The organism is Ruegeria sp. Ofav3-42, from assembly GCF_022347725.1.
Taxonomy (GTDB): Bacteria; Pseudomonadota; Alphaproteobacteria; order Rhodobacterales; family Rhodobacteraceae; genus Ruegeria.
Genome location: NZ_JAKRGB010000008.1, coordinates 43,953 through 57,263, shown reverse-complemented (window position 1 = coordinate 57,263; position 13,311 = coordinate 43,953). Strand labels below are relative to the sequence as shown.

Genomic DNA, 13,311 nt, shown 5'->3' with positions numbered 1-13,311 from the left:
CCGGAGTCGGAGCAAAATGCCCAATCCTCTTTCAGTGGTGACGTCCTCGCCGACCGCAACCGCAACAACCAACGCGACCGTCAATGAACCGGGCGAAGACACCGGCGCAGATTTTGCAGCCGTGTTGAAACAACACGGCGATGGGCATAGCGATGAGATCGCTGGCCCGAATCCCAAGGTTGAGGAACCCGAACCGGACGCCGACGCCGAGGGCGAAGACATTGACCCAAAGGGGGACGCAGAAGTCCTAGCCGATCCCCCGCAGGCTGAATTGCAAGTGTCACAGGATGTAAAGCCAGAAGTGGTCGAACCTGTTGGCCATGCCGTACAGACAACTTCGCCTGACCCGCACGATCAGAATTCGGAAGAAGACAGACGCCCCGACACGCAAGCAACTTTCGTAAGGCTGGACACGGAAAACCAAAACACGCGAAAGGTCACCCAGAACGTTCGGAATGACACGGTTGAACGTATTTCGCCTATCCAAACGCCAGAAGGGCCACCGAGGCCGGAGCTGGCCAAATCAAAGTTGCAATCCGCCGAAACACCCGCAGTGGCGGTGGTCGGCCGGGCCGTGAAACCTGCGTTGCATCGGCAAGACGCACATCACTCGCCTGCGCCCGTTTCTACGCACCAATCAACATCCACCGCGGAACGAGCGCTGAGCATCGCTCAGATGCAGTTATTTGCCCCCGAAAAATCCCGTACCCAAACCGACGCACAAACCGTCTTGGACGTGGAAGATGTCCAACAACTCAGAGAGGCTGTGCCCGTTTCGACCAGCCGAGACAGCGCAGCGACGACTCATTTCCTGGCAACGACGGCCCGCGCCGAAACAGCTCGGGCGATTGCGGGACAAATGGCGGCCGTCATCAACGCGCAACCACAATCCGGAGCCGTCGAAATCGCGCTTAACCCCGAAGAATTGGGGCGTGTTTCCATTGTTTTGAATGGCCGCGATGACGGTCTGCATATGACGATTGCAGCGGAACGCCCCGAAACCTTGGACATGATGCGCCGGCACCTTTCGGTTCTGGAAGAAGAGTTCAAAAATCTCGGCCTTGGCAATCTGTCGTTTGACCTCGGGACGCCCTCGGACTCTAAACGGGATCGCTCCGACTTCGAGCGGGAGTTGCCCGCAGACTCAGCTCAGACCGTGGACGCGCCAGCCAAGGCCCCACCCCTTCCAAGAACCGGCCTCGTCGGCCGTATCGACATGAGGTTGTGATCATGATTGCGCCCACCCAACGGAACAGCCAAACCCCTGTGCAATCGCAAATTGCGAATACGCAAAAAAGCTCGGGGCTGGCGTCAGATTTCGAAACATTCTTGAAAATGCTGACCGTGCAAGCCCAGAATCAAGACCCGTTAAAGCCTTTGGATGCGTCGGAATATGCCTCGCAACTGGCGCAATTTTCGATGGTCGAGCAACAAGTTCAAACCAATGATCTATTGTCGGCCTTAAGCCAAACGCTTGGCGGTGCCAACCTTGATAAGCTCGGCAAATGGATCGGCATGAACGTGCGTACGCCATCGGCTTTCAGCTTTGACGGCGAACCTGTGGACCTGTTTGCCAAGGCCGAGCCCGCAGCGGACAAAGCAGTCATGGTCATCCGCGAGAGCGGCGGAACTGTCGTCGACCGCATCACCGTTTCCACGACTGACACGAAATCCGTCTGGTCAGGCAAGGGCAGCGATGGCCAGCCCCTGGCGGCAGGCAATTACACTGCAACGCTGGAAAGCTATGGCGGAGATAAGTTGCTGTCGCAACAACTGGCTGCTGCCTACAACCAGGTTGTCGAAGCTCAAATTTCGGAAAATCAGGTGATGCTGACGCTGGTAAGTGGTCACGTTGTTTCCGCCACGACGGTGACGGGGGTCAGAGCCGGAGCTTGATCTGCAGGCCGGGACAGGCCAAACCTTGGCAAATTCGACTCGCTTACCAAACTGGTGAACCCACTGCCTGCCCCAACCTGCCCCCCATCTGATCTTATTGACGCCCTTCGCGCCCGCGACCTTGTTAAGCCGGGTGCGGAGTTTCAAACGTTGTATGGGGGGCGCACCAATCAGGTCTGGAAAGTGCTGGGCGGCGGCGGTGACAAGGTTCTGAAACTTTATCGCGCGACGCCGCGCAATCCCCTGTTTCGCAACGACCCGGAACTCGAAGCGCAATGCCTGCGCGCCTTGGAACCAACCGGTTTTGTTCCGCGTCTGCGCGCAACCGGAACGCATGACACAGGCCATTGGGTTTTCTACGATCACGCTCCGGGATCACCTTGGAAAGAGGGACCAGAGGATGTAGCGGAGTTGCTGAGCAAGCTGCACAGGCTCGATGCCGCAGTTCAGGTGCCGGAGGGATGCAATGGCAGTACGGATCTGGCTGAGCACACAGAGCGCATTCTGAGTGAATGCCGGTCGGACACGCGGGACCGTCTGGCACAACTTTGTCCGGCGGGTCACGTGGCCCCGACCGCGCGCACGTGCCTTATTCATGGCGATACGGTGGCGGGAAACATTCTTGTCGCACGGTCGGGCATGACCCTGATTGACTGGCAATGTCCGGCTTGGGGCGACCCGTGCGAGGACATTGCAATGTTCCTGTCGCCAGCCATGCAACGGCTCTATCGGGGATCTCCGCTCAACCGGACGGAAGAAGAGCAATTTCTGACCGCCTACGATCACCCCGAAACGGTCGCGCGATTTACCGAGTTGCGCCCTTGGTATGCATGGCGAATGGCGGCCTATTGCCTATGGCGCATCGAAAACGGGGCCGCGGATTATGCTGAATCGCTGGAACTGGAAGTCGCCGCGCTTTAGAGCGACCAGCGATCAGCGATCGCCATGGCGGCATAGGCAGGCGGCATAAGGGCTCGCCGCCACGATCCAAGGGGAAACCGCGATGGGGGTTGCGCAATCGGTTGGGGCAGTTCGTCCGGCTGGCTCAGGACCATGCGTGCAAGGGCGCGTCCGCAGTATGTCCCCATCGCGACGCCATTCCCGTGATAGGCGAAGGCGGCAAACAAGCCCGACTGATTGGGCACTGGTCCGGCATAGGGCATCAGATTGCGGGATAGGCATACCATGCCGGACCACATGTGGCTGACTTCTACGTCTTTCCATTTCGGGAACATACGCAGGAAATCCTGTTGAACCGTCCTACGAATAGCAACTTCGGCCTTGGGCGAAGATCGCAACCCTCCGCGCATGCCAAACAAAAACCGCCGGTCGGGCATCAGGCGGAAGTAATGCAACAAGTTTCGGGTGTCGTAACAAATTTGGTTCGAGGTCCACCCTTGTGCCTGCAACTCGGTTTCAGACAGGGGCCGGGTCACCAGAACAGTGGACTGAGTGGGCATGTACCGACCAGACATCCATTGCGGAACGTCTTCGCTGGAGTACCCGTTTGTACAGATCAGCACGTTCGCAGCGCGGATAACGCCTGTTCCAGTTTGAATATCGAAACCGAATTGCGTCTTTCGGATGCTTTCAGCCGCCGTTTTCTGAAAAAGGCGAGCGCCTTGAGATTCCGCCGCAGAGGCGAGCCCAAAAAGGTACTTTCTGGGGTTCAGACCAAACCCGACCGGATTGGTGTACCCGCCGTGAAAGTCACCCCCAAAACCCAGTCCCTGCAATTCGCCTGCTTCATGCAAGATGCCCGTGTCTTCGGCGTTGCGACGCAACTTTTCCATCGCTCGTGCCGAATGCGCCAACTGGGTTTCCCCGTTTGAATGCGTATCGGCGTCGATCTTGTGTGTCTCCAGCAGGTCGGCAACCAATTGGACGGCGTCACATTCGGCCTGCTCGTAAGATTCTGCAGCCTCCAAACCGAACTGCCGGGTCATGGCCGAATGACTCAGCTTGGAACCGCCGAGGCAGCAGAACCCGCCATTGCGGCCCGAAGCCCCCCACCCCGGGGTTGCGGCCTCCAATACGGCAACAGATGTACCGGCTTCCGCCAGATACAGCGCCGCCGAAAGGCCCGTGAACCCGCCTCCTACGATGGCGACGTCGACGCTCAGATCGCCATTTAGAATTGGCCAATCCGGCGCCGCAATCGTTTCGTCCCACCAACAGTTCTGCCGCGGCCCGGGGCCATAGGTGTAATCCGGGAACAGGCGCTTCATTCGGTGCGCGCAGCGGCAAGTTCATCCTGTTTTTGCCGCACCATTGCGCGTTTCGTGACCAGAGAGGCGGTGATGACGCCGACTGTAACGACCGCAATCATGATGGTCGACAAGGCGTTGATCTCGGGGCTGACGCCAAGGCGCACGGCCGAGAAAATCTTGATCGGCAAAGTCGTCGCCGACGGTCCCGACGTAAACGACGCAATCACCAGATCGTCCAGCGACAGGGTGAACGCCAGCAACCAACCCGAAATCACCGCCGGCGCAATGATGGGCAGGGTCACAAGCCGAAACGCCTGCGCGGGCGAACAGCCCAGATCCAACGCGGCCTCTTCCAGTGACTTATCAAAAGTCACAAGGCGCGACGACACCACGACTGACACGAAACACATCGAGAATGTGGTGTGCGCCAGAACGATGGTCAGAATGCCCCGGTCCAGTCCGATGCCGATAAACAGCAGCAACAGCGACAGGCCCGTGATCACCTCGGGCATCACAAGCGGCGCATAGATCATGCCGGAAAACAGTGTGCGGCCAAAGAACCGCCCGCCACGCACCAGAACATAGGCTGCAGCCGTCCCCAGAATAGTCGCCAGCGTCGACGAGAATACCGCCACCCGGATCGTCACCCAGGCCGCATCCAGAAACGCTTCGTTCTGAGCCAGTTCACCGTACCATTTGGTCGAAAATCCAGCCCAGACCGTGACCAGTTTGCTTTCGTTGAAGCTAAAGATGATCAGAATGATCATCGGGATATAGAGGAACGCGAATCCTAAAGTCAGCGAGACCGCGTTGAACCAACTCATCCTGTTCATTGCTCGGCCTCCGTCTGTTTTTGCTGATTGCGCTGGAACAGCACAATCGGGATCACGAGGATCAGCAGCAAGACAACGGCGACGGCACTGGCCACCGGCCAGTCGCGGTTCGAGAAGAACTCTTCCCAAAGCACTTTACCGATCATCAGGGTGCCGGAACCGCCCAGCAATGATGGGATCACGAACTCACCGATCACCGGGATCATCACAAGGAAACAGCCTGCAATGATGCCGGGGCGAGACAAGGGTATGGTCACCAGCCAGAATGCCTGAAGCCGGGAACAGCCCAAATCCTCGGCCGCTTCGATCAACGATCCGTCCATGCGCTCCAGCGAGGAATAGATCGGCAGGATCATGAACGGCAGATAGGTGTAAACGATGCCGATATAGACTGCTGTATTCGTGTTCAGAATGGTCAGCGGAGTCGAGATGATACCCAGCCACAGCAAGATCTGGTTCAGGTATCCTTCGTTCGACAGAATGCCCATCCAAGCGTAGACCCGGATCAGGAACGAGGTCCAGAATGGCAGGATCACCAGCATCATAAGCGTCGGGCGCCATTCCTCGGGCGCACGGGCCATGCCGTATGCGATGGGATAGCCCACCAGCAGGGTCAGAACCGTCGAGATCAGGGCGATCTTGACACTGGACAGATAGGCTTTCCAGTAAAGATCGTCCTCGGTCAGCCAGACATAGTTTTCGAAGTCCAACTGGCTGAAGAAGTCTTTGATTCCCGCCCAGCCCTGCGACAGGTCCAATGTCGGAGTGTACGGCGGAATGGCCAATGCCGTGTCAGACAGCGAAATCTTCAGAACGATGAAGAACGGCACCAGAAACAGCGCCAGCAGCCAGACATAAGGAACGGCGATCAGAAAAGCGCGGCGCATCAGTTGGCCAGCAGAACCGCAGCCGTTGCCGTCCACGACAACCAGACCGGGTCTTCCCATGTGAACGAACGGCGCGAGATACGACGGGTATTGGCCGTCTGCGCCTTGATGATCGTGCCGTTGGGCAATTCGACGTGATAGGTGGACAGGTTCCCCAGATAGGCGATGTCATGCACCTTGCCCTGCACCGCATTGATCGCATCTGCCGGTCGGTCTGCCGAGATCGTCACCTTTTCGGGCCGGATTGCGATATTGCAGGCCTGTCCGTTCGAAAACCCGTTGGCCGATGTTGCCGTCAAAGGCGCTTGCCCCTCGGCCCAGTCGATCTTGTAGGTCTCGTCCCCGTTCGAGGTTGCGCGGCCTTCGATGATGTTCACGTCCCCGATAAAGTCGGCCACGTAGACCGAATTCGGGTTTTCATAGATCCGGTCTGGCGTCGCGACCTGCATCAGCTTGCCCTGATCCATAACGGCGACGCGGCTGGCGACGGTCATCGCCTCTTCCTGATCATGGGTCACGATCACAAAGGTGGTGCCGGTCTTTTCCTGAATATCCATTAGCTCAAACTGCGTGTCCTGCCGCAGCTTTTTGTCCAGCGCGCCCAGCGGTTCGTCCAACAGCAGCAGTTTCGGAGCCTTGGCCAGAGATCGCGCCAGCGCAACCCGCTGACGTTGCCCGCCCGAGATCTGGTGCGGCTTGCGGCGGGCAAATTGTTCCAACCGGGTCAGGCGCAGCATTTCTTCGACACGATCCTCAAGATCATGCTTTGGCATGTTGTCCCGTCGCAGACCGAAAGCGATGTTTTCCCAGATACTCAGGTGAGGAAACAACGCATAGGACTGGAACATCATGTTCACCGCCCGCTTGTTCGGCGGAACCGGGTCGATGTCCTGACCACCCAGCAGAATATGCCCTTCGGTCGGCGTTTCAAACCCCGCAAGCATCCGCATCATGGTGGTCTTGCCGCAGCCAGACGGACCCAGCAAGGCAAAGAATTCCTTTTCGAAAATATCCAAAGACAGGTTGTCGATGGCCGTGAATCCGCCAAAACGTTTGGTCACATTCTGGAATTGGATCAATGGTTTCGCCTGTGGGTCTTCCCACGGCGCAAAGACGGTAGTGTTCAAAACGGCCCCCGTTCGACAGTCTGATTAAAAAGCAAGGCGGTCAGGCCGCCTTGCTCTGACACTTCGGATCAGGTGCCCGATTTGACCTTAGTCCACAGTCGAGTGACAACCCGCTGTGTTTTTGCCGGGTAAGGCGTCGTGATGTAGAGCTTTTGCATTGTGGCATCATCCGGATAGATCGCCGGATCACCGATAACGTCTTCTTCCAGGAACTCCTGCGAGGCCTTGTTGCCGTTTGCAAAGTACACATAGTTCGAGGCGGCAGCCATATTGTTGGCGTCAAGAATGAAGTCCAGGAACTTGTGCGCGCCATCCGGGTTCGGCGCATCCACAGGGATTGCCATTTGGTCGAACCACATCAAAGAACCCTCAGCGAACGCATGGTATTCGATCTCTACGCCATTGTCCGCCTCTACCGCACGGTCCCGCGCTTGAAGAATGTCACCCGACCAGCCAACGGCCACACAGATATCGCCATTAGCCAGCGCGTTGATGTATTCCGAGCTGTGGAACTTCTGGATGTGCGGGCGGACGCTCAGCAGAACTTCTTCCGTCTTTGCAATTACGTCTTTGTCGTGGCTGTCAGGGTCTTCTCCGATGTATTGCAGCACCATCGGAATAATCTCGGACGGAGCGTCCAGGAAATACACACCGCACGCCGCGAGTTTTTCCATGTTTTCAGGCTTCAGAACCAGGTCCATGCTGTTTAGCGCGACATCGTCGCCCAGCGCTTCTTTGACCTTAGCGACGTTCACACCGAGGCCGGTCGTTCCCCACATGTAGTTGATCGAATAGGCATTGTTCGGATCATAGCCCGCGGTCCGCTCTTGGATCACGTCCCAGAGGTTTCCGGAATTCGATAGCTTCGATCCGTCCAGTTCCTGAAAGGCTCCGGCCTGAATCTGACGCTGTAGGAATGTTCCAGAAGGCACCACCACGTCATAGCCCGAACCGCCGGCCAGCATTTTGGTCTCCAGCACCTCGTTGCTGTCGAACACGTCGTAGATAAGGGTCAGGCCCGTCTCTTCCTCGAATTTCTTCAGCAGTTCTTCGTCGATGTAGTCGGACCAGTTATAGACGCGCACTTCTTCGGCAAAAGCCGCCGAAGTCCCCAGCGCGACGATCGCAGTCATCGTCAGCATTTTGATTGACATTTTTTTCTCCCTGCAAATGTACGGGTATTTTCCCGTTTTTTTGGATTTGATCAAGTTTTGCGTTTTCCCTCGATCCATCGTATGGTTTCACGAGGTCGGACATCTGGCAAGTCGACACCACGCGAAACAGGGTAAACCACTTGGATTTGATCAAAAATAAAGCATCCGGCGCCAATGAGAATGAAGGAAAGAGGCCGGCGCATGAGCAGGTGTACCAAACCCTGAGATCACAGATCATGTACGGGGAACTGGTCCCGGGACAACCCGTCACGATACAAGGTCTGACTGATTCGCTTGGCGTCGGAATGACCCCGGTCCGCGAGGCAATCCGGCGGTTGATTTCGGACGGCGCGCTTGTGTTTCAGGGCAACCGCCGCGTCAGCGTTCCGCTTCTGTCCAACGCCGACGTCGAACAGATGATCTTTGCTAGAATATCAATAGAATCAGAGCTTTCTCGGCGCGCAACTGCGACCGTGACACCCGAAGACATCGACCATCTTGAGCGGCTGGATCAGCGATTGGACCAGACCATCGTAGATGGAGATGTCAGCGGCTACCTGCGTCTGAACCATCAGTTTCACGAAACGCTATATGCCCATGCAGATGCGCCGATTCTCAACGATCTGGCCGAGCGGTTGTGGTTGCGTTTCGGCCCTTCCCTGCGCGTTGTGTGCGGGCGATTTGGCACTCATAGCTTGCCTGACCGACACAAGGACATCATCTCTGCTCTGCGCGCCGGGGATGCCGAAAAAGTGGCGAAAGCGACCGCGCAGGACATTGAACAAGGAATGGAATTGATGTCGGACGCTTTAACAGACGCCTGATTCAATCCGATTCGATTGACACTTGGAAATTTGATCATATTGTGACAGGCAACCGCATTTGCAGGAGATTCTCTGATGTCGACCATCACCAATCACATGCCGACCGCCGAGTTGCAGACTTTGGATGCGGCGCATCACATACACCCGTTTTCCGCCAACGGATCATTGGGCAAAGAAGGCGCTCGTGTCATCACTCGCGCGAATGGCGTGTACCTGACGGACAGTGAAGGCGAAGAGATTCTGGACGCCATGGCCGGTCTGTGGTGCGTCAATATCGGGTACGGTCGCGATGAACTGGCCGAGGTTGCAGCCCGCCAGATGCGTGAACTGCCCTATTACAACACGTTTTTTAAAACGACCCACGTTCCAGCCATCGCTCTGGCAGCCAAAATTGCAGAGCTGGCGCCGGGCGATCTGAACCATGTCTTCTTTGCCGCCGGCGGGTCCGAGGCGAACGATACCAACATTCGTCTGGTGCGCACCTATTGGGCTGAAAAAGGCCAGCCCGACAAGAACATCATCATCAGCCGCAAGAACGCCTATCACGGGTCTTCCGTAGGTTCGGCCTCGCTGGGTGGCATGGCGGGAATGCACGCGCAAGGCGGCATTCCGATCCCGAACATCCACCACATCAACCAGCCGAACTGGTGGGCCGAAGGCGGTGACATGTCGCCCGAGGAATTCGGCCTGGCCCGCGCGCGGGAACTGGAAGGAGCCATTCAAGAGTTGGGCGAAGACCGCGTCGCGGCCTTTATCGCCGAACCTGTTCAGGGTGCTGGCGGCGTAATTGTTGCGCCCGAAACCTATTGGCCCGAAGTGCAGCGCATCTGCGACAAGTACGATATCCTGCTGATCGCGGATGAGGTGATCTGCGGCTTTGGTCGTACCGGCAACTGGTTCGGCTCTGAAACCGTTGGGATCAAACCGCATATCATGACCATCGCAAAGGGCCTCAGCTCAGGCTATGCGCCGATTGGCGGGTCCATCGTGAATGATGAGATTGCCGAAGTGATCGGCGGCACCGAATTCAATCACGGCTATACCTATTCCGGCCACCCAGTTGCGGCGGCCGTTGCACTGGAAAACCTGCGCATCCTCGAAGAAGAGGGGATCGTTGATCATGTCCGCGACGTCGCCGGGCCATACCTGAAGAAAAAGTGGGAGGCACTGGTCGATCACCCTCTGGTAGGTGAAGCCAAGATCGTTGGAATGATGGCCTCGATCGCCCTGACCCCGGACAAAGAGAACCGCGCCAAGTTTGCATCCGAACCCGGAACAATCGGTTACATCTGCCGAGACCGCTGTTTCGCAAACAACCTCGTTATGCGCCATGTGGGCGATCGCATGATCATCTCGCCGCCGCTGGTCATGACCCCTGCGGAAATCGACGAAATGTTCGTGCGGATTTACAAGTCGTTGGACGAGGCGCATGCCGAGATTACCAAGCAGGGGCTGATGAAGTCGGCGTCATAAACTGGCGGTCTGGACTGAAAGGAAGTATGGGGCGGTTGGTGCGACAATCGCCCTTTTTTCAACTCAAAGCTGAATGACGTCTTTACAACTGCTAAGTTTGAAACTTAATTCTAAGGCATTCGATTTAAGAGCTTTTAAGTCCAATGTCCGAGAAAACGCTGGCAAATCAAAAGAACCCATTCGTTGCATGGTGGGTTAGAATTGTACTGCTAGTTTATCTTGTGCTTTCCGCTTCGCACATCATCCTAAATTTCTTTTCAGTACAGTATTTTCCGTCTCCTGACTGGTTAATCAAAGCTCGGCCATTCGACATTGCTTTGTGCGTTGCTGTACTATGTTTTATCAGCGTCGTGTGTTTTAGACTGTGGATGAACCAAAACTCTCGATCCGCCAAGCCACACGTCTTTTGGCAGTGGTTTAATTTCAGTATATTTCCGGTTTGGTTTGTCCTTTTTGGCGGCGCTGGGCCGGTCACATATGGCTTCCCGATAATAGTTTCCACTTTCGCGGGGGAGGAAATCGAATTGCCTTATACCTCAGACTGGTATGGTGGTTCTGGACCAGACGGCCGTTGCCCGTACTCTGTTGAACTGGAAGGTGTGCCGTCACCTTGGGACAGGCTTTGCAATCTGTCTGAGGAACTCGCCACCACCATAAAGCCCGGTGAGACGATCCTTGTGTCGGGCACAGGGACGAGGATGGGTTTGTTTGCCTATGGTGCAGAACTCCCGACTGACAGATAGAATTTCATCTCAGGGCAGGTGCCGCTAAGTCACCGCAGCCGTTCCAGCAGTTTCAAGCTGGCGTACCCGTCTGGCAACAACCCCTGTGCAAGCTGATACGCCCGCACAGCATTAACCGTGTTTGGCCCTGTGCGCCCGTCGACGCCCTGTGTATCGAACCCAGCCTCGGTCAGGCGGGCTTGCAGTTCTTTTTTCTCGGTAAAACTCAACACCCGGTCACCACGCGGCCAATCTGTCTGAAACGGGTCGCCCCCGGCCAAGCGATCTGAGAGATGGCCGATCCCGACCACATAGGCATCCGCGCCATTGTATTTCTCGATCACCTTGAAGTTGTCGAAGATCATCAGTGCAACGCCCCGCCCTCCGGCGGGCAACAGGATCGCCGCTTGCCCGTGGTCCGAAACTGCTTGACCGTTTGTCGTCACAACCCCGCGCGCGGCCCATTCCGAGGGCTTCAGAGTATGGTCCCGCCTTGCGGTGGAGTAGTCGAACTCTTCAGGCAAGGTGACTTCGACGCCCCAGGGTTGCCCTTTGGTCCATCCGTGCCGCGCCAGATAAGCCGCCGCCGAGGCCAGCGCATCGGTTGGATCATCCGACCAGATATCGCGCCGCCCGTCGCCGTCAAAATCCACCGCATGGTCGAGGTACGAGGTCGGCATGAACTGCGTGTGCCCCATCGCTCCGGCCCAGCTGCCGACCATGCTGCCCGGGCTGACATCACCGGCCTGAACGATCTGCAACGCGGCAATCAGCTGGGTTTCAAAAAACTGCGCGCGGCGGGCGTCAAACGCGAGTGTCGCCAGTGACCGGATGATCTGGTCGCTGCCTCGATACGTCCCAAACGCAGTCTCAAGCCCCCAAATCGCCGTAACAACTTCCTTTTCAACGCCGTATTTAGCTTCGATCCTGGTCAGCGTGTCGCGATGTCGTTCCAACCCGGCACGTCCGTTTTTGACCCTTGTGTCCGAGACAGCGGAATCAAGATATTCCCAGATGGGTTTTGAAAACTCGGCCTGATTTCTGTCTCGCTTGATAACGTCCCTGTCGTAGGTCAGCCCAGCCAGCGACCGGTCTAAAGTCGAGGTCGCTATCCCCTGCTCGACGGCTCGTTCCCGAAAAGCCCCCAGCCACGCCTGAAATCGCGCGTTTCCTTCCGTTGACACCCGGTACTCCTTAACTGAGGGCCGCAAGACCGGTCGGATCGACACCACAACGCCAGCCGATGCCAGCTGTATGGCTTGTGACCCGCTCAGCGAGTTGATTGATTCCGCCTGCACAATGGATGCCCATAATGCGGCGGTCATGACGCCACCTATGCATTTACGCATTCCGAATTTTCCTGAGTACTGCTCAACCGCAGGATAGCGCAGAATCGGGATTTTCCAAAGCGCTCAGCTTTCGTTCTAGCAATCATTTGCTTCTCGCTCGGCGCGAATTTGGGCCAAAGCCTCGCGTAGTAAGGGCACACGGTTTGGTCTAAAGCTTTCATCCGTAACGGACATTTCTCGAATCCGGTCCAGCCGAAAGAACCGGAAATCCTCTCTCAGATGGCACCAGGACAGCATGACACTGGAGCGATCCATGTACACGATGCTCAGCGGATTGACCTTACGGCGGGTATCATCGCCCTTGGCGTCCGTGTAGGCGAATTCGATCGTGCGTTCATCCCAAGTGGCTTGCCGCAAGTCGGCCACGTCGATTGTCGGCTTTGCCGGGCGGTCAAAGCGCGTCGCGGTCAGCACCGCGTGGCTCAGGCGATGGGATTGGCGTTGGGGCAAACGTCCCTGCAGTTTGCGCAACGCATTGCTGGCCGCTTCGGCCAGTCCTGGATCGCCAATGGCTTGAACCTCGCGCAGGCCCAGAACCAGCGCCTCCAGTTCATCGTCAGTGAACCCGAGCGGTGGCAAAGTTGCGTCTTCGATCAGGGTAAAGCCAAACCCGGCTTCGCCGTCAATCACCGCTCCAAGTCCGCGCAACGAGTCGATATCGCGGTGCACGGTGCGGGCAGAAACGCCAAGATCCTGCGCCAGTTGTTGGGACGTCTTTGGCGACGGACCAGAACGCAGGGCTTGCATCAGCTGGAACAGGCGGGCGGTACGGGACATAATGCAGCCTACCTTAAACCTAATGCCAATTTCTGTCATCAGGCTGATCTAATCGTTTG

Annotated in this window: 13 protein-coding genes; 6 read left to right on the top strand and 7 right to left on the bottom strand. The window is 56.9% G+C overall.

What is annotated here, in order from left to right:
- Positions 1-16 precede the first annotated feature (16 nt).
- From MHN28_RS13190 to MHN28_RS13180, 3 genes are all read left to right on the top strand, one after another.
- Positions 17-1,228, top strand: a complete 1,212-nt coding sequence (locus tag MHN28_RS13190) for a flagellar hook-length control protein FliK (RefSeq protein WP_239340613.1) — start codon at positions 17-19, stop codon at positions 1,226-1,228.
- Positions 1,229-1,230: 2 nt separating this feature from the next.
- Positions 1,231-1,896 carry a flagellar hook capping FlgD N-terminal domain-containing protein gene (locus MHN28_RS13185; protein WP_239340610.1) on the top strand — a complete coding sequence of 222 codons (666 nt, stop codon included), beginning with the start codon at positions 1,231-1,233 and terminating at the stop codon, positions 1,894-1,896.
- A gap of 150 nt (positions 1,897-2,046) precedes the next feature.
- Positions 2,047-2,817: a phosphotransferase family protein gene (locus MHN28_RS13180; protein WP_239340607.1), complete on the top strand. Its 771-nt coding sequence runs from the start codon at positions 2,047-2,049 to the stop codon at positions 2,815-2,817.
- On the opposite strand, the gene MHN28_RS13175 is transcribed toward MHN28_RS13180, so the two are convergent.
- From MHN28_RS13175 to MHN28_RS13155, 5 genes are all read right to left on the bottom strand, one after another.
- Positions 2,814-4,124 (bottom strand): FAD-binding oxidoreductase, encoded by a 1,311-nt coding sequence (locus MHN28_RS13175; RefSeq protein ID WP_239340604.1) that lies wholly within the window; start codon positions 4,122-4,124, stop codon positions 2,814-2,816. The genes MHN28_RS13180 and MHN28_RS13175 overlap by 4 nt on opposite strands.
- Positions 4,121-4,939 (bottom strand): ABC transporter permease, encoded by an 819-nt coding sequence (locus MHN28_RS13170; RefSeq protein ID WP_239340595.1) that lies wholly within the window; start codon positions 4,937-4,939, stop codon positions 4,121-4,123. Before MHN28_RS13170 ends, MHN28_RS13175 begins: the two co-directional genes overlap by 4 nt.
- Positions 4,936-5,826, bottom strand: coding sequence for an ABC transporter permease subunit (locus tag MHN28_RS13165; RefSeq protein ID WP_239340585.1), 891 nt, complete (start codon positions 5,824-5,826; stop codon positions 4,936-4,938). Before MHN28_RS13165 ends, MHN28_RS13170 begins: the two co-directional genes overlap by 4 nt.
- Complete coding sequence (locus MHN28_RS13160) at positions 5,826-6,953, bottom strand: ABC transporter ATP-binding protein (protein WP_239340583.1); 1,128 nt, start codon at positions 6,951-6,953, stop codon at positions 5,826-5,828. Before MHN28_RS13160 ends, MHN28_RS13165 begins: the two co-directional genes overlap by 1 nt.
- Positions 6,954-7,021: 68 nt before the next feature.
- Positions 7,022-8,107, bottom strand: a complete 1,086-nt coding sequence (locus MHN28_RS13155) for a polyamine ABC transporter substrate-binding protein (protein ID WP_239340567.1) — start codon at positions 8,105-8,107, stop codon at positions 7,022-7,024.
- Between the two features lie 140 nt (positions 8,108-8,247).
- Here MHN28_RS13155 and MHN28_RS13150 point away from each other — a divergent pair, with 140 nt between their 5' ends.
- The 3 genes from MHN28_RS13150 (at position 8,248) to MHN28_RS13140 (ending at position 11,147) form a co-directional block, all read left to right on the top strand.
- On the top strand, positions 8,248-8,931 hold the full coding sequence (locus MHN28_RS13150; RefSeq protein WP_239340564.1) for a GntR family transcriptional regulator: 684 nt from the start codon (positions 8,248-8,250) through the stop codon (positions 8,929-8,931).
- A gap of 75 nt (positions 8,932-9,006) precedes the next feature.
- On the top strand, positions 9,007-10,404 hold the full coding sequence (locus MHN28_RS13145) for an aspartate aminotransferase family protein (RefSeq protein WP_239340561.1): 1,398 nt from the start codon (positions 9,007-9,009) through the stop codon (positions 10,402-10,404).
- Positions 10,405-10,547: 143 nt separating this feature from the next.
- Complete coding sequence (locus tag MHN28_RS13140; RefSeq protein WP_239340559.1) at positions 10,548-11,147, top strand: hypothetical protein; 600 nt, start codon at positions 10,548-10,550, stop codon at positions 11,145-11,147.
- Between the two features lie 29 nt (positions 11,148-11,176).
- Here MHN28_RS13140 and MHN28_RS13135 read toward each other — a convergent pair whose 3' ends face one another.
- Together MHN28_RS13135 and MHN28_RS13130 are read right to left on the bottom strand one after the other, a co-directional pair.
- Positions 11,177-12,475: a lytic murein transglycosylase gene (locus MHN28_RS13135; RefSeq protein WP_239340556.1), complete on the bottom strand. Its 1,299-nt coding sequence runs from the start codon at positions 12,473-12,475 to the stop codon at positions 11,177-11,179.
- Between the two features lie 75 nt (positions 12,476-12,550).
- Positions 12,551-13,252 (bottom strand): YafY family protein, encoded by a 702-nt coding sequence (locus MHN28_RS13130; protein WP_239340553.1) that lies wholly within the window; start codon positions 13,250-13,252, stop codon positions 12,551-12,553.
- Positions 13,253-13,311: the final 59 nt, after the last annotated feature.